The organism is Lentzea sp. (assembly GCF_035525475.1).
GTDB lineage: Bacteria > Actinomycetota > Actinomycetes > Mycobacteriales > Pseudonocardiaceae > Lentzea.
This window is the reverse complement of sequence record NZ_DATLEC010000062.1, coordinates 1-21,311: the sequence shown is the minus strand read 5'-3', so window position 1 is coordinate 21,311 and position 21,311 is coordinate 1. Positions and strand designations below refer to the sequence as shown.

Annotated in this window: 26 protein-coding genes and 1 pseudogene; 21 read left to right on the top strand and 6 right to left on the bottom strand. The window is 69.8% G+C overall.

Going from position 1 to position 21,311, the window contains the following annotated elements; genetic code table 11:
• Nucleotides 1-163 precede the first annotated feature (163 nt).
• From VM306_RS10765 to VM306_RS10750, 4 genes and pseudogenes are all read left to right on the top strand, one after another.
• The gene (locus VM306_RS10765) at nt 164-448 is read left to right on the top strand and encodes a hypothetical protein (protein ID WP_325513633.1); all 285 of its coding nucleotides are present in this window, start codon (nt 164-166) and stop codon (nt 446-448) included.
• A 180-nt stretch (nt 449-628) separates the two neighbouring features.
• Nucleotides 629-805 (top strand): hypothetical protein, encoded by a 177-nt coding sequence (locus tag VM306_RS10760; protein WP_325513631.1) that lies wholly within the window; start codon nt 629-631, stop codon nt 803-805.
• A 120-nt stretch (nt 806-925) separates the two neighbouring features.
• Nucleotides 926-973: pseudogene (locus VM306_RS10755) on the top strand (hypothetical protein); the annotation flags it as partial.
• A gap of 97 nt (nt 974-1,070) precedes the next feature.
• A complete protein-coding gene (locus tag VM306_RS10750) occupies nt 1,071-1,265 on the top strand; it encodes a hypothetical protein (RefSeq protein WP_325513641.1) in 195 nt (64 codons plus the stop codon).
• Nucleotides 1,266-1,435: 170 nt separating this feature from the next.
• On the opposite strand, the gene VM306_RS10745 is transcribed toward VM306_RS10750, so the two are convergent.
• A complete protein-coding gene (locus VM306_RS10745) occupies nt 1,436-1,774 on the bottom strand; it encodes a hypothetical protein (protein WP_325513638.1) in 339 nt (112 codons plus the stop codon).
• 117 nt (nt 1,775-1,891) lie between these two features.
• Between VM306_RS10745 and VM306_RS10740 the strand changes: the two genes are divergently transcribed.
• From VM306_RS10740 to VM306_RS10725, 4 genes are read left to right on the top strand one after another with little or no spacing between them, the layout of a single operon-like run.
• Nucleotides 1,892-2,221 carry a hypothetical protein gene (locus VM306_RS10740; protein WP_325513629.1) on the top strand — a complete coding sequence of 110 codons (330 nt, stop codon included), beginning with the start codon at nt 1,892-1,894 and terminating at the stop codon, nt 2,219-2,221.
• A gap of 57 nt (nt 2,222-2,278) precedes the next feature.
• On the top strand, nt 2,279-2,467 hold the full coding sequence (locus tag VM306_RS10735) for a DUF3072 domain-containing protein (RefSeq protein WP_325513627.1): 189 nt from the start codon (nt 2,279-2,281) through the stop codon (nt 2,465-2,467).
• A gap of 40 nt (nt 2,468-2,507) precedes the next feature.
• A complete protein-coding gene (locus tag VM306_RS10730; protein WP_325513625.1) occupies nt 2,508-2,963 on the top strand; it encodes a general stress protein in 456 nt (151 codons plus the stop codon).
• A 4-nt stretch (nt 2,964-2,967) separates the two neighbouring features.
• Complete coding sequence (locus tag VM306_RS10725; protein ID WP_325513623.1) at nt 2,968-3,468, top strand: MSMEG_6728 family protein; 501 nt, start codon at nt 2,968-2,970, stop codon at nt 3,466-3,468.
• Here VM306_RS10725 and VM306_RS10720 read toward each other — a convergent pair.
• The gene (locus tag VM306_RS10720) at nt 3,402-4,316 is read right to left on the bottom strand and encodes an anti-sigma factor RsbA family regulatory protein (protein WP_325513621.1); all 915 of its coding nucleotides are present in this window, start codon (nt 4,314-4,316) and stop codon (nt 3,402-3,404) included. The two genes, VM306_RS10725 and VM306_RS10720, sit on opposite strands and share 67 nt — an antisense overlap.
• Before the next feature lie 159 nt (nt 4,317-4,475).
• Here VM306_RS10720 and VM306_RS10715 point away from each other — a divergent pair, with 159 nt between their 5' ends.
• A complete protein-coding gene (locus tag VM306_RS10715) occupies nt 4,476-4,817 on the top strand; it encodes an STAS domain-containing protein (RefSeq protein WP_325513619.1) in 342 nt (113 codons plus the stop codon).
• Between the two features lie 211 nt (nt 4,818-5,028).
• Here the strand turns inward: VM306_RS10715 and VM306_RS10710 are convergent, their stop codons facing one another.
• Nucleotides 5,029-5,451: a hypothetical protein gene (locus VM306_RS10710; RefSeq protein WP_325513617.1), complete on the bottom strand. Its 423-nt coding sequence runs from the start codon at nt 5,449-5,451 to the stop codon at nt 5,029-5,031.
• A 155-nt stretch (nt 5,452-5,606) separates the two neighbouring features.
• Between VM306_RS10710 and VM306_RS10705 the strand changes: the two genes are divergently transcribed.
• The 3 genes from VM306_RS10705 to VM306_RS10695 all read left to right on the top strand — a co-directional run bounded on the left by VM306_RS10705 (nt 5,607) and on the right by VM306_RS10695 (nt 6,774).
• A complete protein-coding gene (locus VM306_RS10705) occupies nt 5,607-6,017 on the top strand; it encodes a GNAT family N-acetyltransferase (RefSeq protein WP_325513615.1) in 411 nt (136 codons plus the stop codon).
• 61 nt (nt 6,018-6,078) lie between these two features.
• Complete coding sequence (locus tag VM306_RS10700) at nt 6,079-6,417, top strand: VOC family protein (RefSeq protein ID WP_325513635.1); 339 nt, start codon at nt 6,079-6,081, stop codon at nt 6,415-6,417.
• A gap of 111 nt (nt 6,418-6,528) precedes the next feature.
• The gene (locus tag VM306_RS10695; protein ID WP_325513613.1) at nt 6,529-6,774 is read left to right on the top strand and encodes a DUF2630 family protein; all 246 of its coding nucleotides are present in this window, start codon (nt 6,529-6,531) and stop codon (nt 6,772-6,774) included.
• Between the two features lies 1 nt (nt 6,775).
• Here VM306_RS10695 and VM306_RS10690 read toward each other — a convergent pair whose 3' ends face one another.
• A complete protein-coding gene (locus tag VM306_RS10690) occupies nt 6,776-7,267 on the bottom strand; it encodes a GtrA family protein (protein WP_325513611.1) in 492 nt (163 codons plus the stop codon).
• A 133-nt stretch (nt 7,268-7,400) separates the two neighbouring features.
• Nucleotides 7,401-8,309, bottom strand: a complete 909-nt coding sequence (locus tag VM306_RS10685) for an AraC family transcriptional regulator (RefSeq protein WP_325513609.1) — start codon at nt 8,307-8,309, stop codon at nt 7,401-7,403.
• A gap of 70 nt (nt 8,310-8,379) precedes the next feature.
• On the opposite strand from VM306_RS10685, the gene VM306_RS10680 reads away from it, so the two are divergent.
• The 4 genes from VM306_RS10680 to VM306_RS10665 all read left to right on the top strand — a co-directional run bounded on the left by VM306_RS10680 (nt 8,380) and on the right by VM306_RS10665 (nt 14,510).
• The gene (locus VM306_RS10680) at nt 8,380-8,958 is read left to right on the top strand and encodes a class I SAM-dependent methyltransferase (RefSeq protein ID WP_325513607.1); all 579 of its coding nucleotides are present in this window, start codon (nt 8,380-8,382) and stop codon (nt 8,956-8,958) included.
• Between the two features lie 125 nt (nt 8,959-9,083).
• Nucleotides 9,084-11,054 (top strand): serine/threonine-protein kinase, encoded by a 1,971-nt coding sequence (locus VM306_RS10675; protein WP_325513605.1) that lies wholly within the window; start codon nt 9,084-9,086, stop codon nt 11,052-11,054.
• A 107-nt stretch (nt 11,055-11,161) separates the two neighbouring features.
• Nucleotides 11,162-12,775 carry an allantoin permease gene (locus VM306_RS10670; protein ID WP_325513603.1) on the top strand — a complete coding sequence of 538 codons (1,614 nt, stop codon included), beginning with the start codon at nt 11,162-11,164 and terminating at the stop codon, nt 12,773-12,775.
• A gap of 37 nt (nt 12,776-12,812) precedes the next feature.
• On the top strand, nt 12,813-14,510 hold the full coding sequence (locus tag VM306_RS10665; protein ID WP_325513600.1) for a sodium:proton antiporter: 1,698 nt from the start codon (nt 12,813-12,815) through the stop codon (nt 14,508-14,510).
• On the opposite strand, the gene VM306_RS10660 is transcribed toward VM306_RS10665, so the two are convergent.
• A complete protein-coding gene (locus VM306_RS10660) occupies nt 14,511-15,272 on the bottom strand; it encodes a GntR family transcriptional regulator (RefSeq protein WP_325513598.1) in 762 nt (253 codons plus the stop codon).
• A gap of 178 nt (nt 15,273-15,450) precedes the next feature.
• Here VM306_RS10660 and VM306_RS10655 point away from each other — a divergent pair, with 178 nt between their 5' ends.
• Genes VM306_RS10655 through VM306_RS10635 form a run of 5 tightly spaced genes read left to right on the top strand, consistent with a single transcriptional unit; the run spans nt 15,451 to nt 21,200 of the window.
• Nucleotides 15,451-16,689 carry an extracellular solute-binding protein gene (locus tag VM306_RS10655; protein WP_325513595.1) on the top strand — a complete coding sequence of 413 codons (1,239 nt, stop codon included), beginning with the start codon at nt 15,451-15,453 and terminating at the stop codon, nt 16,687-16,689.
• On the top strand, nt 16,686-17,630 hold the full coding sequence (locus VM306_RS10650; protein WP_325513593.1) for a sugar ABC transporter permease: 945 nt from the start codon (nt 16,686-16,688) through the stop codon (nt 17,628-17,630). Before VM306_RS10655 ends, VM306_RS10650 begins: the two co-directional genes overlap by 4 nt.
• Nucleotides 17,627-18,448, top strand: coding sequence for a carbohydrate ABC transporter permease (locus tag VM306_RS10645; RefSeq protein WP_325513591.1), 822 nt, complete (start codon nt 17,627-17,629; stop codon nt 18,446-18,448). The genes VM306_RS10650 and VM306_RS10645 overlap by 4 nt, the downstream gene beginning before the upstream one ends.
• The gene (locus VM306_RS10640) at nt 18,445-19,848 is read left to right on the top strand and encodes a beta-N-acetylhexosaminidase (protein WP_325513589.1); all 1,404 of its coding nucleotides are present in this window, start codon (nt 18,445-18,447) and stop codon (nt 19,846-19,848) included. Before VM306_RS10645 ends, VM306_RS10640 begins: the two co-directional genes overlap by 4 nt.
• Entirely contained in the window at nt 19,833-21,200 is a 1,368-nt protein-coding gene (locus VM306_RS10635; RefSeq protein WP_325513587.1) for a cellulose binding domain-containing protein, read from the top strand. The genes VM306_RS10640 and VM306_RS10635 overlap by 16 nt, the downstream gene beginning before the upstream one ends.
• The last annotated feature ends 111 nt before the right edge of the window (nt 21,201-21,311 follow it).

The following is a 21,311-nucleotide window of genomic DNA, read 5'->3' as shown; positions in this document are numbered from 1 at the left end:
CCACCGCGCGCACTTCACAGAACGGCGAAGCGATCAAGGACAGGACTTCCTGTTCGTGCGGCGGCCGAAGTTCTACCTCGGCGGCTACTTCGGCGCCCGCCGGGCAACCTCGTTGACGCGCACCGGACTGACGTTCCTGTGACACCCGGTCGCGGGCACGCTCGTGCAGTCGATCAACAACAACGACCACGCCTGCTGGGGCACCGCCTCCGGCTCGGTCGTGACCGAGGTGACGGTGGGCGACTGGATCACGCGGAAGGTGCGCGCGAACGCTCCGGCCGTGGAGCAGATTCCCTTGGTGGTAAGGGATTCCGACACCGTCGCGCTCGACTCGCGCGGCATCACGATCACCCGCGGCGCGGTGGTGGTGCGGTTCGACTGGGTCAAAGCCTCGATCCGCAGCTGCGGCCGGCGTCGACGGTCACCTATCCCGGCCGTCGGATGCTGATCCTCACGGTGCCGCACAACGGTTCCATCACGGTGGTGGTCACGGCGCGTTAGTCCATTGTGGACGTTTGCATTCACTCTTATGTCGCAACGCTCCCAGGCATGTTCGCGCTGATCACGGGGTATTCGATGAACCCAAACCCCACTGGCTCTTCCGCTCACACGCGAGGGAGTGGTTGTGATGGCACACACGCGTCATTTGGTCGACGTCCGCACCGGCGACGAATTCGATCAGCCCGTTCCCTTCGGGCTGGTGTACCCGATCTGCAACGCGGACGGGACCGCACCGCCGAGCCAGCGGGGCCGGACGTGGGAACACCTCGTGGCGTGTGACCGCGAGCTGCGCCCCGCGTCGTGAGATTCGCGTGAAGAACGCCCGCATCGGTTACCTCTCGGTGCGGGCTGCCCGCGTCGGGCGCCCTCGTGAAGGGAGCTCGACGGGGACTTCGGACAAGGGCTGACCGACGCCTGGCGGGCGATGGCCACGTTCGTGCCCAAGCTGGCGGCGTTCCTGCTGATCCTCTTGATCGGCTGGTTCGTCGCCAAAGCGGTGGCCAAGTCGGTGGACAAGGTGCTCGAACGCGTCGCTTCGACCGGCTCGTCGACGCGGCGGTGTCCGGCAGATGCTGGCGCGCGGCAAGTACGACGCGTCCGACCTGCTCGCGAAGCTCGTCTTCTACGTCCTGGTGCTGATCACGTTGCAGATCGTTTTCGGCGTGTGGGGCCCGAACCCCGTCTCCGAACTGCTGACCGGCATCGTGGCGTGGCCGCCCAGGGCCGCGTTCGCGACCGTCGGCGGCCTATCAGCGCGGTCGTGAGGACGCGGTGCGCGCCTCGTCCGGGACCGAGGTCATGGCACCGGTCCAACCGGCTCGGCCGATCACCACGACCCAGCGCCAGGTGCCGGTGGAGGACCCGGTCCTCGGCGCGCGCAGGCCTGAGGACCGCTGAACCGAGTGGCGAAGCTGCTTCGGCACGCTCCGCCTTGTCAGTTGACCTCGGGCAGCGCGTCGAAGGCCAGCGGCTTCACGTCGTGCGCGTGCACCAGCTGGCAGACCGCCATCAGCTGGACGCCGAGCCACGACGTCGGCGACCAGTCGGGGAGTGGTCGAGCAGACCCCGCGCATAGGAGGCGAGCAGCACCGCCGCCACCGTGCCGGCACCCTCGACGCCGAGCAGCAGGATGTCCCGCACCGCCGCGGTGCTGGCCGACCTCGGCGGCGAGCGCGGGCGTCACGGCGAGCGCCGTCCACCCCGCCATCCCGATCCGGTCGGACAGCTCGGAGATCCACTGCCGCGCGTTCTTCTCGCGCCAGGTCACACGCATACCGCCACGGGTAGCGACGCGGTCAGGAGTTTCGGTTTGAGGGTGCTCGGGCCGGGTACCCGGCCCGGATGCGTCAAGCAGTCGGCGCTGCACCTCCGGCTGTGAAGGCAGGGGACCATGACCACCGAACTGGGCGACATGTCGTCGCGGCAGCTCCAGGCGACCGCGCTGGAGACGCTGGACAACGCCGTCTGCGCCGCACTGGCCAACGTCGAAGACTCCCGCGAGGCCCTGAGCGAGGCGTTGGCCGCTTGCGCGGCGACCGGCGCCGACGTTCCCCCGCAGATCGGAGCCTGCGTCGCAGCCGCCGACGAGCACGTCCGCTACGGGGAGTGGCGAGAGGCGCGGATGCTGCTGACGGTCGCGCACCGCCTGCTCGCGCGCGCGTCGTGGCCGATGATCGTGCCCACCCCGTCGACTCCCGGTGACGTCGTGCTCGGCCGGTGATTGAGCGGCGGTTGCCCCGGGTATCTCGAACGAGCGTTCGAGTGAAAGGGGACGATCGTGAACCGCACGCCGGAGAAGGACCCGCGGGACTGGACGACCGGTGACGAGCCGATGACCGGCCCGCAGGAGTCCTACCTGCACACACTCGCCCAGGAAGCGGGCGAGGAGGTGCCGGGTGAGCTGACCAAGGTCGAGGCGTCCCAGCTGATCGACCGGTTGCAGGAGAAGACGGGCCGCGGCACCTGACCGGCCGTTTACCCAGCGTGGCCACGGGTAGCCGTTCGGCGTGGAGATCGATCAAGAGGTGACCAGGACCGAGTCCGCGCTGCTGGCGAGCTACACCGAGTACGTCGACGCCCAGCGGCTCGTCGACAGGATGTCCGACGACGGGTTCCCGGTGGAGAGCGTCCGGATCGTCGGCGAGGGTGTCAGGACCGTCGAACAGGTGACGGGTCGCATGACCCGTGGACGCGCTGCGCTCGCGGGAGCGGCCAGCGGCGCGTGGTTCGGTGTGTTCATCGGACTGCTGTTCGGGCTGTTCACGAGCGATACGGCCTGGATCCGGTTCGTGCTGATCAGTCTCGTGATCGGCGCGTTCTGGGGTGCGGTCTTCGGTTTCGTCGCGCACTGGAGCACGCGTGGCAGGCGTGACTTCTCCAGCGTCATGACGCTGCAGGCGCGGCGGTACGAGGTGCACGTCGACCAGGCACAGGCGGCGCAGGCCGCGCGCTACGTGCTCTGAGCCCATGCAGACCTTCCTGCCCTACCCCGACTTCGCCGCCACGGCACGCGTGCTGGACCGGCGCCGCCTCGGCAAGCAACGCGTCGAGACGCTGCAGGTCCAGCGCGCGCTGGTGGTGCCGGGCCACGGCTGGCGCCACCACCCGGCGGTGAAGATGTGGGTGGGGTACGAGGAAGCGCTCGTGCGCTACGGCGTGGAGATCTGCGCCGCGTGGCGTGAGCTGGGGTTCGCCGACACGTGCGAGGCCACCATGAGGGAGGACCTGGCGAGCGCCAGGGACGTCACCACGGTGCGCACCCAGGAGGAGCTGGCCGCCGCGGGCGACCTGCCCGCGTGGATCGGCGACGAGGCCGTGCACCGCAGCCACCAGTCGGCGCTCGTGCGCAAGGATCCCGAGTACTACCGGCAGTACTTCCCGGACGTGCCGGACGACCTGCCCTACGTCTGGCCGCCGACGCTCACCCGCACGGTGAACCCGTCCACGTCCTGGCCCATGGACACGTAGTCGCAGGTCCGGTGCAGGATCCACAGCCCGAGCCCTGCCGACCTGGTCTCGGTGGTCGGCATCAGACCGGCCCGCGGGTCGGACGGGCCGCAGCCGCGGTCCGACACCGACACGAGCACCCGTGACCCGTCGGCCCAAAGCCGGAAACGGACCGGCGCGACACCGTGCGTCAGTCCGTTCGTGACGATCTCACTGGCCGCGTACACCACGTCGTGAGCGTTGTCCTCGGAGAGCGAGCACGCACCGATGGCCGCTCCGACGGCTTCCCTGACCGCACCGGCCGTCGCGTCGACGAGGTCGACCAGCGGCTGACACCGTTCCAGCTCGTCCGCGACCTGCTTCGTGCCGGTGAAACCCTCCCGGAAGCCGGGGTTGACCTGGTGCGTGCCCGGCGCCGACGCGATGTTCGGATGCGTGCGCACCACGTCGGCGAGCACATCTGCGGGCGTCGTCCGGGTGTCGTACGGGCACAGGCCCCACACCGGGAACTCCGCGTAGGCCTGGTTGGCGGCTGCCTCGTAGCGCGCCCACCAGTCCCACGACGCCCCCGTGCCGGAATGCGGCACGTCACCGACCACGCGCATCTGCCGCGCTCCCGCCTCCGTGTGCTCGCGGAACAGGTCGCGGTACGTGGCGATCGAGTCGGACGGCCGGGCGTACTGGTCCGCGCCCGGCAGGTACATGACGTCCTCACCGAGCGCGCCGCGCAGCAGGCCGGTGTTCCGTTCCGTGCACGCGACCAGCACAGCCTCTCCCGCGCGCAGGCCGCCCTCGAGGAAGGGCACCACCAGCGCGAGGAAGTCGTCGTCCGAGCCGTAGAAGGCGGTCTCGTGGAAGAAACCGGTCACAGCGACTGATGCTACGCGGAGGACCAAGGGATCCCGGTGGAGAACCTTCGCTCACCTGGGTGAGCCCACGGCGAGCACGCGCGGACTGCGCTAGGGTCGGTTCCGGGTTGAGCCACCAGCCCTGTGTGACGGTAGTGCCGTCCATCAGGAGGTTGCCTCGTGCAGACCTATGGTGAAGTTCCGTTCCGCACCACCAGCGAGAGCAACGGCGTCACGGTCCTCGTGCACGTCGCCGGCGAGCTGGACTACTCCACGGCCCCGGAGCTGGCCGACTGCCTGGGCGACGCCGTCCGCGCGGCCGTCCCGCCCGCGCCCGTCGTGGTGGACCTGTCCGACGTGAGGTTCCTCGGCGCCCAGGGCATCGGCGTGCTGCTCCGACATCAAGACCTCTGCCTGCGCCGCGGCAGCGCGCTCGTGGTCGTGGCGAACACGGCCGCGGTGCTGCGGCCGTTGGAGGTGCTGGAGCTGACGACGGTGCTGGGTGTGCGGGCTTCGGTCTGAAAGCCTTACAGCATCGGCGGCATGAGCCGGTAGCTCTCGCTCTCGTCGACCTTGCCGATGCCACCGTCGGTGGCATCGACGTGGTAGCCGATCAGGCCGGTGTCCGGGCGCTGGGCGAGGGCCTCCTCGTCGTGGTCCGGTGCGCAGGCCCACGACGGGTCGCGCTACGACCACGGGACGAACGGGATCGGTTGCGCGGTGCGCCTCCCGGTCAGTGGTCTCGCGTCACGCCGTCGACGAGCAGCGACAGGCCGATGCCGAGCAACCACACGTCCTTCGCGAGCGTGAGGCCCTGCTCGGTCGGCCAGATGCTGCCCTCGCGCCGCATGCCCGGTGTCTTCGCGTAGAGGCCGAGCAACGCGCCGGCGAACCCGGTCAGCGCGACCCCCGCCACGGCCGCCGGGACGAACGGTGCCAGCAGCACCGCGCCCGTCGCGATCTCGCCGGCGGCCAGCAGCGAGGCGAACCGGCGCGCGTCGAGCTTGCGGAGCACCGGGTACGTGCTGGACGCCCAGCCGTGCAGTTGTTCGGCGGTCTCCTGGTCGGCGTTGCGCTTGCCGAGACCGGAGTGCAGCACGAACGCACCGGTGACGACGCGGGTGGGCAACTGCCGCAGGAGTGAGCGGCTGGTCATGTCCAGACCTCCTCGGAACGTGGACCCGGCGGGTACCCGTCACCTCCCGCCGGGAACTCCTTCCTCGCGATCCACGCCGATCCGGTGAGCGAGCTGGCTGGGAGATCGTCCGAACGCCTTCCCCCCGCCGGTGACCCGGGAACCACGCTGGAGGCGTGAACGACTCGACGCCGCGCTGCCGGTCCGGGCCGGCGGCGATGTCCCGCCGTCCAGCGCGGCCCTGCCACGCAGCACGGTTCAGCTTCGCTGTGGTCGCCGACGACGATCTCCGGCTGGGCCACGTGGTGGTGAAGGCGGCATCCGCCGACACGGCGGAGGTCGGCTACTGGACTGCCGCCCACGCACGAGGGCGGGGAATCGCCGCCCGCGCTGTGGACACCGTGTCGGACTGGGCGTTGGAGACTCGGGAGACCGTCGCGCTCACCCTGCTGCACGCGGCCGGCAACCACGCGTCCTGCCGGGTGGCGGTCAAGTGCGGCTACGTCCTGCACGATGAGCTCCCCGCCGCACCGCCCGCGTTCCCCGCTGAAGGACACCGGCACGTGCGCACGCGTCACCACCGATGAGTTTCGTCCGCGCGCCCGGTCCACCTTCACGAATCGGACTGGAAGGGGGGACCGCGTGGACATGCACAGCGTGATGTGCGTGAGCGACCTGGACAGGTCACTGGAGTGGTACGGCGTGTTCCTCGGCCGTGCGGCGGACGAGGTCATCGGCGAGGAGCACCTCTGGCAGGTGGGGGAGAACGCGTACCTCGTCGTCGACGCCCGTGACGTGCGGTCGAAGCGCGTGGGCGGGTCCATGGTCACGTTCGGCGTGGCCATGACGGAGTTCGAGGAGGCGCTGGCACGGCTCGCCGCGCGCGGCGTCACCCACGACCACGTCGAGACGTACTCCAACGGCGTGCGGCACGTCGAGGTGCTCGACCCGGACGGCAACAGCTTGTCGCTCGCCGCGTTGCCTTAGGTCACCGCGAACGCGACGGCCACCGGCGCGCTGTCGTGTCGCCGTTGATCGCCGGACTGGTGGCTGTGCGGTGATGCGCACGTGTGGGCGGTTCGACGTAGAGTCAGCGGAATGAGTGACGAGAACGTGCTGGGCCGCATCAACGAGCTGGTCGAGAAAGAGCACGCGCTGCGCCAGCAGCTCGCGTCCGGGGAGATCAGCTCGGACGAGGAGCACGCCCGGCTCCGGTCGCTGGAGGAAGCCCTCGACCAGTGCTGGGACCTGCTGCGGCGCCGTCGTTCCGCGCGGTCGCAGGGCGAGGACGCGGAGAGCGTGCCTGCTCGCTCCGTCGGCGAGGTCGAGGGCTACCTGCAGTAGCTCACCTCGCGTCGCGGAAGATCACCCAGCGCATCACGCCGTACATGAACGCCGCCTCGCACGCCCCGGCCACGGTCCTCGACAGCTGGTACTGCAGGCCGAGCTCGGTCAGGGCGCTGCCGACGCCCAGGACGAACGCCAGGTAGTTGATCGCGATCGCCACCGCGTACAGGCCCGCCTGCGGGCCGACCGGGGCGTGCGAGCGGAAGTTCAGCGCGCGGTTGAGCACGAAGCTCAGGCCGAACGCCAGCACGTAGGCGATCGTGAACGCGACGGGCAGCGGCAAACCCAGCCCGCTGCGGAACAGCGTGAGCAGCAGCAGGTCGACGCCGAACGTGAACCCGTTGATCAGCGCGAAGCCGAGCAGGCTCGGGGCGACGACCCGCGACAGGCCGAACGGCAGCCGTCCCACGACGACCGCCATGACGTCGTGGAACCTCGTGCCGAGGTCCTTTTCGGTGCTGTTCAAGGTGATCTGGTCCCCGCCGGTCATGGTCACGACAGTGCCACGACGGACAGGGGCGATCCCGGCGGAACGGGCGCCGCGCGCCAGGCCGTCCGCAGGAGTTCAGGCTTCGTGCCGACGTTGTTCGAGTGATCTTCACCGGGGCGGGCGGGCGGTAGCCTCAGCCGTTGGTCCTCCGCCACGCCGTCGGGCTCATGCCGTGCAGCTTGCCGAACGTCCTGGCGAAGTACCCGGCGTCCGGGAACCCCACCTGCCGTCCGATCTCGCTCACGGTCAGCTCCGTCACGGCCAGCAGCCGCCGCGCCTGGACCATCCGGCGTTCGGTGATCCACTCCTGCACCGTCCTGCCGGTCCGCCTGCGCACCGTCGACGTCAGGTGGCCGGGGGAGATGCTGACCGCGGCCGCGACCTCCCGCAGCGACAACGGCTCCGGGTAGCGGCGTTCGATCACGTCGAAGACCTCGGCGAGCAGCGGTTCGGCGTTCTCGCGCAGGTCGCCGACCACGTCCGCGGCCAGCCGCGACACCCCGACGAGCAGCAGCACCAGGTGGGCCGACACGGCGTCGCGGTAGCCGTCACGGCGTTGCCGGAGCTCGTCGTCGAGCGCGTGGATGCGGGTGCTCCACTCGTCGCGCTGCTCGGGCGGCACCTTGAGCCGCAACGCGCCGGCCGCGCCCCCGCGCACGAACGGGAACAGCAACGGGTGGGTGCGCCACGTCAGGTGCGCGGCGGGGGTGTCGGGGCCGAGCGCGTCGGCGGTGAAGAACACGCCCCAGCCCCGTGCGTCCACCAGGTCGTCGCTGTGGGCCCTGCCCATCACGTCGCCGGGCCCGATGACGAACAGGTCGCCCGCCTCGACGGTCCTGACCTGCTTGCCGGTGCGCACGATCCCGCCGCCGGCGCCGAAGTAGGCGATGCCGGGGAAGTCGTGCGAGTGGGCCTCGTGCGCGCCGTCGACACCGGCGTCGTGGCCCAGCGGCAGCACCGCCACCGACAGCTCGCCGGGCGACGGCCGCCAGGAGTAGGTCGCAGGCTGGTCGGCGCTGAGGACCGTTCGTCGGGAACGCACCGTCACATCGTCCTACTCTCACCGCAGATCGACGCAGAAACGCTGGCACCAAACAGGACAGAATTGCCCAATGACCGAAACATCGTCCCATGAGCGCGACTACCTGCCGGGCATGGGCAGGCACTACCTGCTGCCGTTCTACGACCTGGCGCACCGCGTGTCCGGGTTGGGCCGGGTGCACGAGGAGATGGTCGCGCTGGCAGGGCTGAGCGGAGGCGAAAGCGTGCTGGACGTCGGGTGCGGCACCGGGAACCTGTTGCGCGCCGCGGGAAAGCGCGGAGCAGTGCTCACCGGCGTCGACCCCGACCTGAAGATGCTCGCGAAGGCCGAACGCAAGCTGCGCCGGGCCGGGCTGCGGGCACGGCTCGACCGCGGCTACGCGCAGGAGCTGCCGTACCCGGACGGGTCGTTCGACCGGGTGTTCTCCAGCCTGATGCTGCACCACCTCGAGGGCGCGTCGAAGGGCGAGATGCTCGCCGAGGTGCGCCGCGTCCTCAAGCCCGGTGGGGTGTTCGTGCTCGCGGACGTCGTCCACCACGGGCACGCGGGTGAACACGTCGCCGCCGCCGGGTTCACCGTCGAGCCGACCCGCACGCGCACGCTGCGGGTGTTCGGCGCGGTGGGCATCGAGGTAGCGACCGTCCACTAGGGACAGGTCCATTGCAGACCGATTGAGCGTGCATGATGTTTCTTTGATACCAACGGATTCGCTTCAGTCGCTCGAGTTCACGAATCGGTGCGGGCGAGGGCGCGTCGCCGTCTAGGCTGCGCGCCGTGACGGATGCGACGGGGAGTCTGGTGGCGCAGCGCTACCGGCTCGTGCAGGTGATCGGTACCGGCGGCATGGGCCGCGTGTGGCTCGGCCGGGACGAGGTCATCGGCCGTGAGGTGGCCATCAAGGAGCTGCTGCTGCCCGCCGGGCTCGACGAGCAGCAGCGGGCGTTGCTCTACCACCGCGCCATGCGCGAGGCCCAGCTGGCCGGTCACCTCAACCACCCCGGCATCGTCACCGTGCACGACGTCGTCGAGTACAACGGCGCACCGATGATCGTCATGGAGTTCGTGCGCGGCGGGTCGCTGTCCGACGCGATCAAGGCGCAGGGCGCGCTGCCTCCTGACCAGGTCGCTCACATCGCCACGTCGATGCTGAGCGCGCTGCGGGTGGCGCACGAGGCCGGGATCGTGCACCGCGACCTCAAGCCCGCCAACGTCCTGCTGTCCGGCGACCGGGTCGTGATCACCGACTTCGGCATCGCGAGGCTCACCGGCGACGTCCCGCTCACGACGGACGGCTCGATCGTCGGCACGCCGGCGTACATGGCGCCCGAGCAGGGCACCGGCGCGCCGATCACCCCGGCGACGGACATGTGGTCGCTCGGCGCCACCCTCTACGCGGCCGTCGAGGGCAGGCCGCCGTACGAGGGCCAGGACTTCATGACGACGCTGTCGATGCTGCTCACCCAGGAGCCCGCGCCCCCGAGGCGAGCCGGGCACCTCTCGTCGCTGCTGGCCGGGTTGCTGCGCAAGAACCCGGCCGAACGCGCGTCCGCCGACCAGGCCCTCGCGATGCTCGCCGGCGCGCCCGTCGTGCTCCCGGCCCAGAGTAAGTCCGGTGGCGTCAGCAGGCGCGGGGTGCTGCTGGCCGGCGGCGGCGCGCTCGCGGTGCTCGCCGGTGGCACCGCTTGGTGGATCTCCTCGCAGAACGGCAAGGGCGACGGGGCCGAGCTGCCGTCCACGAAGGACGACGAACCCGCCTCGAACGGGGAGGGCGGCTCCGAGGAGCCGGCGACCTCGTCGGTGGCGCGGCCGGGGCGGCCGGAGGAGATCACCGAGCACGTCCAGCTCCTCGGCCACAAGGCGGCCGTCTCGTCGATCGCCTGGAGCCCCGACGGCAAGATCCTCGCCAGCGCGGAGGACGGTCTCGGCGACGACGGCGCGGTCGTCCGCCTGTGGGACGGGGCGGCAGGCAAGCTCCTCGGCACGGTCAAGAACCCGGACGGGCCCGGCGGAGCCTCGGCGTGCGCGGTCGCGATCAGCCCGGACGGCAGGATCCTCGCGGCGGGCGGCAACCGCACCGGCGACTTCACCACGTACCTGTGGAACATCGCCGACCGCACGATGATCGGCGGCCTCGACCAGAGCCGGTCGATCATGAAGTGCCTGCGCTTCCACCCGGACGGCAGGACCCTCGTCGGCATCACCCACACCGGCCGCCTGCAGGTCTGGGACGTGGCGACCCGCGCGGTCAGGATCGGTCTCACCGAGGCGCAGGGCAGCAGCGAGCTCTCGTTCAGCCCGGACGGCAAGCTGCTCGCCTACGCGGGGACGAAGTACCAGGAGATCAAGATCGTCGACCCGGCCACCGGCAGGACCGTCAAGACCATCACCGACTCCACCGGCCACGGCGGGTCCTTCTCGCCCGATGGCAGGACCCTGGCGGTCATCGACGCCGACGGCAAGAACAGCATGCAGCTCTGGGACGTCGAGTCCGGGCAGAGCAAGGCGGTGTTCCCGCGCGCCGGCGACGACCTCACCCTCTCGAACGCGCTGTACCACCCGGACGGCAAGACGGTCGCGGCCTGGGGGCAGGGCAACTTCATCCAGCTGTGGGACGTGGCGTCCCGGAAGATCCGGTCCACCGTGATCGGTGCGGCCGGCCAGGTCGAGACCGTGGCGTTCGACCCGAAGGGGGAGCGGCTCGCGGCCGGCGGTGCGGACAAGGTGGTCCGGATCTGGAAGCTGTAGACGCGGCACGGGTCACCGTCCCGGTTCCCAGCAGGTGAACTCCGCGTCACGAGCCCGTCACACGCGGCGTGACCGCAGGAAACGCGCAGCTCCTAGCGTCAGGGCCCATGACCGTTGACGAGGTTGTGGAGCGCCCACCGGCTCTCGGCGCGTCCAAGGAGACGCTCGAGGACTACACCCTGCGGTTCGCTCCCCGCACGTACCGGCGCTGGACCCCCGCTGTCGTCGGGGCGTCCGCGCTGGGCGGGATCGCCTACATGGCCGACTTCTCGATCGGCGCCGGTATCGGGCTCACGCACGGTACCGGCAACGCGTTGCTGGCCATCGGCTTCGCGGCACTCGTCATCTTCGTGACCGGGTTCCCGCTCGCCTACTACGCGGCGCGGTACAACATCGACCTCGACCTGATCACCCGCGGCTCCGGCTTCGGCTACTACGGCTCGGTGATCACCAGCGTGATCTTCGCGAGCTTCACGTTCATCTTCTTCGCCCTCGAGGGCTCGATCATGGCCCAGGGCCTGAGGTACGCGCTCGGCCTGCCGCTGTGGCTGGGCTACCTCACGTCGACCCTGGTGATCATCCCGCTGGTGATCTACGGGATGAGGGTGCTCGCGAAGCTGCAGAGCTGGACGAACCCGTTGTGGCTGCTGCTGATGGTGGCACCGCTGGTGTACCTCGTCATCTCGGAGCCCGGCTCGGTCAGCCGCTTCCTCGCGTACGGAGACGGCGGTGTCGACACCGCGGCGGTGATGCTCGGCGCCGGCGTGTGCCTGTCGTTGATGGGACAGATCGGCGAGCAGATCGACTACCTGCGGTTCATGCCGCCGCGCACCGCCGGGAACCGCCGCGCGTGGTGGACCGCCACGATCCTGGCCGGACCGGGCTGGGTGGTGTTCGGCGCCTTGAAGCAGGCGATCGGCGTGTTCATGGCCGTCTACGTGCTCGACGCGGTCGGGAAGGTGGCCGCCGTCGAGCCGATCGAGCAGTTCACCGGCGTGTTCAAGCAGTTCATGCCGGCGTGGCTGGTCGTGCCGCTGGCCCTGGTGCTCGTGGTGCTGAGTCAGGTGAAGATCAACGTCACCAACGCCTACTCGGGATCGCTGGCCTGGACGAACTCGTTCACCCGCGTGACGAAGCACTACCCCGGCCGGCTGGTGTTCGTGCTGGTCAACCTCGCGATCGCACTGGTGCTCATGGAAGCGGACATGTTCAGCTTCCTCAACAAGATCCTGAGCTTCTACTCGAACTGCGCGATGGCGTGGGTCGTCACCGTCGCGACGGACATCGCGATCAACAAGTACGTGCTGAAGCTGTCGCCGAAGCAGCCGGAGTTCCGCAGGGGCATGCTGTACCCGGTCAACCCCGTGGGCGTCGGGTCGTTCCTCGCGTCGTCGATCCTGTCCATCTCCGTCTACTTCGGACTGTTCGGGGCCGCGGTCCAGCCGTACTCGCCGCTGGTGGCCGTCGGCATCCCGATCGTGCTGACGCCGTTGCTCGCCATCCTGACGCGCGGGCGTTTCTACCTGCGCCGCACGGACGACGGCATCGCGGAGCCGGTACTCGACGCGGACGGCAACCCCAGCGGCACGCGGTACGACTGCGTGGTGTGCGGGGAGCCGTACGAGCGGCCGGACATGGCGGCCAGCGCGGTCGGCGGCGAGATCTGCTCGTTGTGCCTGAGCACCGACCGCGAGGGGCGGCACGTCCTGCCCGCGGGGTGACGCGCAAGATCCATCCCGATCGGACAAACTGCACGCCATGCAGGAACTGGCCTTGCTCGCGGTGGCGAGCGTGCTGATCATCGTGGCGGTGTCGTACTTCGCCCCGAAGCTGGGTGTGGCGGCGCCCGTGCTGCTGGTGCTCGTCGGAATGGCGTGCAGCCAGCTGCCGGGCGCCCCGCACGTCGCCGTGGCGCCGGAGTGGATCCTGACGGTCGTGCTGCCGCCGATCCTGTACTCGGCGGCGGTCAACGTGCCGGTCGTCGACTTCCGGCGCGACTTCTCGACCATCGGCTCGCTGTCGGTGCTTCTGGTGGCCGTGTCGGCGTTCGGCACCGGCCTGCTGATCTGGTGGCTGCTGCCGGAGATCGGCTTCGCGGCGGCCCTCGCTCTCGGCGCCGTGATCAGCCCGCCGGACGCCGTCGCCGCCACGTCGATCGGCAAGCGGCTCGGCCTGCCGCCACGACTCGTCACGATTCTCGAAGGCGAAGGGCTGGTCAACGACGCCACTGCGCTCGTCCTGCTGCGCACGGCCGTCGTGGCCATCACGGCCAGCGTGACGTTCGGCGGCGCGCTCGGCGACTTCGCCTTCGCCGTGTCGGTGGGCGTGGTGATCGGGCTGGTCGTGGGCCTGGCGACGGTGTGGGTGCGGTCGCGGATCCAGGGACAGCCCGTGCTGACGACCGCGATCTCGTACGTGGTCCCGTTCCTCGCGTTCATCCCGGCCGAGGAGCTGCACGCGTCCGGCGTGCTCGCCGTCGTCCTGGCCGGCCTGGTCACCGGGCACCTGAGCGCCCGCAAGATCACCGCCCACGACCGCATCTCCGAGCGCACCAACTGGCGCACGATCCAGCTGCTGCTGGAGAACGGCGTGTTCCTGCTGATGGGCTTCGAGCTCACGTCGGTCGTCGGCGCGGTGGCGGACGACGACCTGGGACGGGCACTGCTGCTCGGCGTGCTCGCGACAGTCGCGCTGGTCGTCCTGCGAGTCGCGTTCGTGATCCCGCTGATCGCGATGCTGCGCCGTCAGCAACGCCGTGCGAACGCCTTCGCCGACAAGATCGCCACCTTCCTCGAACGCTTCACCGCCCGAGGCCCCACTTCCGGCAACGACAAGCGCTACGATCGCGGAATCCGCGCGATCCAACGCAAACAGGCCGACGTGGCCTTCTACGCGAGCGAGGGCCTGAGCTGGCGCGGCGGCGCGGTGCTGGCGTGGTCCGGGATGCGCGGCGTCGTGACGCTGGCAGCCGCCCAGACGTTGCCGGAGGACCTGCCGCACCGCCCGGAACTGATCCTGATCGCCTTCACGGTCGCGATCCTCACCCTGGTCGTCCAGGGCGGCTCGCTGCCGCTGGTGATCCGCTGGCTGGGCATCCGCGGCAACGACGAGGAACACGAACGCCGCGAGTACGCGCGGCTGGCGGTCGAGCTGATCGCCGCGACCCAGTCGGTGGTGGAGAACCCGGACCTGTGCAGGGAGAACGGAGCGCCGTTCGACTCCGACATCCTCGACAGGACCCGCGAACGCACCCGCGCCCTGAGCGAGAACGTCGACAAGATGCTGGTGGAGCAGGACGCGGACGGCCACCGGCGCCAGCTCCTGGAGCTGCAGCGGATCATGATGGACGCGCAGCAGAACGCCCTGCTGGACGCTCGGGCCAGCGGTACCTACTCCTCGCACACGCTGGAGCGGGCGCAGTACTTCATCGACAGCCAGAGCACCCGGATCGTGTGATCAGAACGGGTCGTTGCCGAACCGCGCCTGCACGTCCACCGTGGTGCGGGCCGGATCCCCGAGCCGCAGCCGTGACACGATCCGGTACCGGTCCCCGCGGTAGATCGAGTGCACGTACTCGACCTGCCGCCCCTCGGCGTCGGTGGTCAGGCGTTCGAACAGCAGGGCGGGCGCGAACACCGGCACGCCGAGGATCGTCGCCTCGGACTCGTTCGTCACGGTCGGCTCGATCGACTGCACGGCCTCGCTGACGTGGACGCCGTGTTCGCGCAGGCGGTCGTAGAAGTCGCCGGACTCCATGTCGTGCAACGTCAGCGCGGGTGCGATGGCGGCGGGGACGTGCAGGTGCTCGACCGCCATCGGTTCGTCGTCGACCAGGCGCAGGCGGGCGATGTAGTGGATCTCGGCGGCGGGGGAGAGGTGCAGGCGGCGGCCCACCCTGGCGCCGGCCGGGACGCGGGCGTGTTCGAGCACGCGGGACGACCACGTGCCGCCGGCGCGGGGCAGCGACATGGAGCCGGTGCCCGAGACCAGCTCCTGCGTGATCTTGGCTCTGGCCACGAAGGTGCCGCGGCCGTGCTGGCGGACCAGCAGGCCGGTGTTGACCAGCTCGTCCACGGCCGAGCGCACGGTGGGGCGGGACACCGAGAGCTGCTGGCACAGCACGCGTTCGGCGGGGATGGGGGCGCCCGCCGGGTGGGTCTCGATGAGTTCGAGCAGGTAGTCGCGGACCTGCTCGCGCTTCAGTATCGCCTCGCCCATGCCTCTCCGCTTCGTCGGCGGCCAGTATGGCATACCACTGGTAAGTAACCAGTCTGATGATGATCGAGAGCGTTCTCATGCGTCCGAGCTGGGTATTGACCTGAGAAGTGGTCTATGCCACTTTCTACCTCACCCAACGGACCTGACCAATTGGTCATATCCCAGCGAGAGGTGAGTCGTGTCGCGCTCCGCTGCCTTACTCGTCCTGGCACTCGCCCTGTCCGCCTGCGGCACGTCCGCGGGAGGGGGTGATGAGAAGCAGGAGATCACCGTGTGGCTGATGAAGGACACGGCCACCGACGACTTCGTGTCGAAGTTCGAGAGCGAGTTCGAACGCGAGCACTCGAACCTCGACGTGAAGATCCAGATCCAGGAGTGGAACGGGATCACGCAGAAGGTCACCAGCGCACTCGCCAGCACCGACCCGCCCGACGTGATCGAGGTCGGCAACACCCAGGTCGCGCAGTACGTCGCCAGCAAGGGCGTCACGGACCTGTCCGCCAAGAAGTCCGAGCTCGGGGGTGACGACTGGATTCCCGGCCTGTCCGAACCGGGTGCGGTGGACGGCAAGCAGTTCGGCGTCCCGTTCTACGCGGCCAACCGGGTCGTGATCTACCGCAAGGACCTCTTCGAGGCCGCCCAGGTCACGCCGCCGAAGACGCGCGACGAGTGGATCGCGGCCACGACGAAGCTCGACCAGGGCGACCAGCAGGGCATCTACCTGCCGGGGCAGAACTGGTACACGCTCTCCGGCTTCGTCTGGGACGAGGGCGGCGACCTCGCGAAGCAGGACGGCGGCAGCTGGAAGGGCTCGCTGAACACGCCGGAGGCGTTGGCGGGCATGGACTTCTACAAGAGGCTTCAGGCGCTCGGCGACGGCCCGAAGGACTCCGACGAGGCCAAGCCGCAGCAGACGGACGTGGTGGCGGGCGGCAAGGTCGCGCAGTTCATCGCGGTGCCCGGCGCGGCCAAGGTCGTCACGAAGGCCAACCCGGAGCTGGAGGGCAAGATCGGCTTCTTCCCGATCCCCGGCAAGACGGCGGACGAGCCCGGCGCGGTGTTCACCGGCGGCTCCGACCTGATCATCCCGCTGTCCAGCTCGCGGCAGGACGGCGCCTACGAGGTCGTCAAGGCGCTCGCCGGGGAGAAGTGGCAGATCGAGCTCGCGAAGGCGATGAACTACGTGCCGAACCGCAAGTCGCTCGCCGCCTCGGTCGGCGGGGACCCCGGCACGGCGGCGATGGCGGCCGGTGCCGCCAACGGCCACGCCACGCCCAACTCCCCGAACTGGGGAGCGGTCGAGGCGCGCAACCCCATCAAGGAGTTCCAGACCGCGGTCCTGACCGGCACCGACCCGAAGACCGCCGCCGCGAGAGCGGACGAGGTCATCACCCAAGCGTTGAACTCCGGCAAATGACGCTCGTGGCCGAAAGGCCGGTGCGGGAGACCGCGCCGGCCGCCCCGAAGCGCCGCGGACGGCCGGTCCTGCCGTACCTGCTCATCGCGCCGACGCTGATCGCCACCGCGTACCTGCTGCTGTACCCGCTGGTGCGCAACGTGGTCATCTCGTTGCAGGAGTTCGGGCTGCCGCAGCTCGTGCGCGGCGACGCGAAGTTCGTCGGGCTCGCGAACTACGCGCAGGTCCTGTCCGATCCTGAGTTCTGGTCCGTGGTGCGCAGGACGCTGTGGTTCACCGCGATCAACGTCGTGCTGATCATGGTGCTGTCCACGCTGGTCGCGCTGTTGCTGGTGCGTCTGGGCAGGGGGCTCCGGTTCCTCGTGATGGGCGGGCTGGTGCTCACCTGGGCGACGCCGATCATCGCCGCGACCACGGTGTTCCAGTGGCTCTTCCAGTCCCGGCTCGGCGTCGTGAACTGGGCGCTGGTCGCGCTGGGCTTCGAGGAGTACCGCGACTACACGTGGTTCGCCGACGGCGAGGCGACGTTCGGCATCCTCGTGACGCTCATCGTGTGGCAGTCGATCCCGTTCGCGGCGCTGTCGCTGTACGCGGCGATGACCACCGTGCCGCAGGAGCTGTACGAGGCCGCGCGAATCGACGGCGCGGGGGCGTGGCGGGTGTTCTCGACCATCACGTTCCCCATGCTGCGAGCCATGTTCGGCCTGATCACGTGCCTGGAGGTCATCTGGGTCGTCAAGGCGTTCGTCCAGATCTGGGTGATCAGCCAGGGCGGTCCGGGACAGGCCACGACGACGTTGCCGGTCTACGCGTTCCAGGTCGCGCAGTCGTTGCAGCGCTACGACCTCGGCGCCGCGGTGTCGATGCTGATGGTGCTGCTGCTCGTGCTCGCGCTGCTGGCGTACTTCCGCCAGCTCTACCGGCAGGAGCGGGAAGCATGATCGGCCGGATCTCCCGCACCGCGGCGGCGCTCGTGATCTTCGTGATCTCGGTCTTCCCCGTGTACTGGATGGTCCTCACGGCCTTCAAGCCCACCAAGGACATCCAGAGCGCGACCCCCACGTTCTTCCCGGCCTCGGTCACGTTCGAGCACTTCGGCACGGCGATCGCAGCCAAGGGGTTCTTCTCCTTCTGGCGCAACAGCCTCCTGGTCGCGGGCGGCGCGGTGCTGCTCGCCCTGCTCGTCGCCCTGCTCGCGGCGTTCGCGGTCGCGCGGCTGCGCTGGAAGGGGCGCAAGGCGTTCGTGCTCATGGTGTTCGTCGCGCAGATGACGCCGTGGGAGGCGCTGCTCATCCCGATCTACGTGATCGCCAGGGACACCGGCATGCTCGACACGCTCTGGATGCTCACGCTGGTCTACTTCATGATGACGCTGCCGTTCACGATCGTGACGCTGCGCGGGTTCCTCGCGGCGATCCCGGTCGACCTGGAGGAGGCGGCGCAGGTCGACGGCGCCTCGCGCGGGCAGGCGTTCCGCAAGGTCGTGTTCCCGCTGCTCGCGCCGGGGTTGCTGGCGACGTCGCTGTTCGGGTTCATCACGGCCTGGAACGAGTTCGCCTTCGCCAACGTGCTGATCATCAAGAACCAGGACGACCGCACGCTGCCGGTGTGGCTGTCGTCGTTCAACAACACGTTCGGCACCGACTGGGGCGCCACGATGGCCGCCTCCACGCTGTTCATGCTGCCGGTGCTGCTGATCTTCGTCGTGCTGCAGGGCCGGGTGACGACCGGCATCGTCGGAGGGGCGGTGAAGGGGTGATCGTTCCGCTGCCGAGCAGGGTCGTGCGGCGCAGCAGGGGTTTCACGCTCGACGCGGGTACGAGCGTGCGGGTCACACCCGGTGCGGAGAAGGCGGCCAGACTGCTGCGCGGCCTGCTCCGACCGGCCACGGGGCTGCCGTTGCCGATCACCGGCCACGGCCAGGTCCTGATGGCGCTCGACGCCAAGCTCGTCGGGCTCGGCGCCGAGGGTTATGCGCTGACCGTCAACGAGCACGGCGTCATGCTCCGTGCGGGCACGGCGGCCGGACTGGCGCACGGGGTGCAGACGATCCGCCAGCTCCTGCCGGCGGAGGCGCTCCGGCCGAGTCGTGTGTCCGGTGTGGACTGGACGTTGCCCGGCGCCGACATCCGGGACGTGCCGCGGTTGCCGTGGCGCGGGTTCATGCTCGACGTCGCGCGCCACTTCCAGCCGGTGCCCGTGGTGCGGCGGTTCATCGACCTGATGGCCCTGCACAAGCTCAACGTCCTGCACCTGCACCTGACCGACGACCAGGGATGGCGCATGCCGGTGCCGGGCCACCCGCTGCTGACCACGGTCGGCGGCTGGCGCACGGAGACCAACGGCGACGGCACACCGCACGGCGGCACCTACACCCGCAGCGAGCTCGAAGGGCTCGTCGCCCACGCGGCCGACCGCGGGATCCGGGTCATGCCCGAGATCGAGATGCCCGGCCACGCCCGCGCGGCACTGGCCGCCTACCCCGACCTCGGTGTCGCACCCGACCCGCTGCCCGTCTGGACCCGCTGGGGCATCAGCGATGCCGCGTTCGGCCTGCACTCGCTCGGGTTCATCCGCGAGGTGCTGGCCGAGGTCCTGGAGATCTTCCCCGGCGAGCACGTCCACCTCGGCGGCGACGAGTGCCTGCTGCCGCCGGACGTGCACGGCGAGTTCCTCCGCCAGGCGGGCGGCTACCTGCTCGACCGCGGGCGGATCCCGGTGGCGTGGGAACCGACGGGCGACCCCCGTTCCGTCGTGATGCCGTGGAAGGACGAGACCCAGGCCGCCGCGGCGCTCGACAGGGGTCAGCCGGTCGTGATGGCCCCGCACACCTCCACCTACCTCGACTACCCGCGATCGGACGGCGCGCACGAACCACCCGGCCAGCCCGGGTTCGTCGTGACCACCCGCGACGTCTACGACGTGCCGCTGCCCGACGGCGTGCTCGGCGCCCAGTGCCAGCTGTGGACCGAGCACGTCCGCACCAGGGAACACCTGGAGTACATGGCTTTTCCCCGTCTCATCGCGCTGGCCGACACCCTCTGGTCCCAGCGTCCCGAGTGGGAGGGCTTCACCACCCGGATGCGCCTCCACTCGGAAAGGCTCGCCGAACTGTCCGTCCCTGCCGATTCGAGGAGAGAATCTTGCGAGCACTCATAGCCGCGTCCTGCGCGGCGTTCTCCGTGATCGCGCTGGCCGTCGCGCCCAGCGCGTTCGCCGCCGACGCCATCACCGCCCAGCACCGGACCAGCGCGTCCGGTGCCACCGCCGACCAGGTCGAGCCGTGGCTCAAGCTGGTCAACAACGGCACCACCAGCGTGCCGCTGTCCGACGTCAAGGTCCGCTACTACTTCAAGAGCGAGACCCCGGACGTGGGCTACCGCTTCGCCTGCTCGTGGGCGGTCCGCGGCTGCGGCAACGTCACCGGCCAGTTCGGCACCCTGACCGGCGGCCCGGCAGACCGCTACCTGGAGGTCGGCTTCACCTCCGGCGCCGGCACGCTGAACCCCGGCGCGGACTCAGGTGACCTGCAACTGCGCTTCTACCGCACGAACTGGAGCTCGATCAACCAGACCGACGACTACTCGTTCCGCACCGACAGCACCTACTCGGCCTGGAACAAGGTGACCGTCCACCGCGGTGGCACGCTGCTGTGGGGCACCGCGCCCGGCGGCACCGGCCCCACCACGACGACGACCACGTCGACGCCGCCGAACCCCAACGGCCCCAAGATGTTCGACGACTTCGCCTACACCGGTTCGAGCGACTCGCGGATCAGCCAGCGCGGCTGGACCGTCCGCTCGGGCGGCGGCGGCCCCGGCGTGCCCGGCGCCGAGTGGGACGCGTCGCGCGTGACGTTCCCGACCGTCGACGGCCAGAAGGTCCTGCGCCTCGACTCGTGGAACAACGGCTCCGCGGCCAAGCAGACCGAGCTGTTCCACCAGCGCAAGTTCTTCGAGGGCACCTACGCGGCCAGGGTGAGGTTCAGCGACGCCCCGGTCTTCGGCCCTGACGGCGACCACGTCGTGCAGACGTTCTTCACCATCACCCCGCTCGACGCGCCGATGGCGCCGAACTACGGCGAGATCGACTTCGAGTACCTGCCCAACGGCGGGTGGGGCGAGCAGGGCAACATCATGTACGAGACGACCTGGGAGACCTACCAGAACGAGCCCTGGGTCGCCGACAACATCCACAACGAGCAGCGCCAGAGCTTCAACGGCTGGCACGACCTGGTCTTCCAGGTCGCCAACGGCCGGGTGAAGTACTACATCGACGGCACCCTCGTCGCCGACCACGGCGACAAGTACTACCCCGAGACGCCGATGTCGATCAACTTCAACCTGTGGTTCATCTCGGGCGGGCTGCAGGGCAGCTCGGCTGAGCGGGCCTACCAGCAGGACGTCGACTACGTGTACTTCGCCAAGGACCAGGTGCTGAGCCCGGCCCAGGTGAGGACGGCGGTGCAGGACTACCGCACCGCGGGCGTCGCGCACGTCGACACCGTGTGATCACCACGGGCGCCCCGGAGGTTTTCGGGGCGCCCGTCCACGCGTGGTCCGCCGGGGCGACCCGAGCGGGCACGACCTGGTGCGCGAGTTCGCGCTGCCGGGAATGGGGGA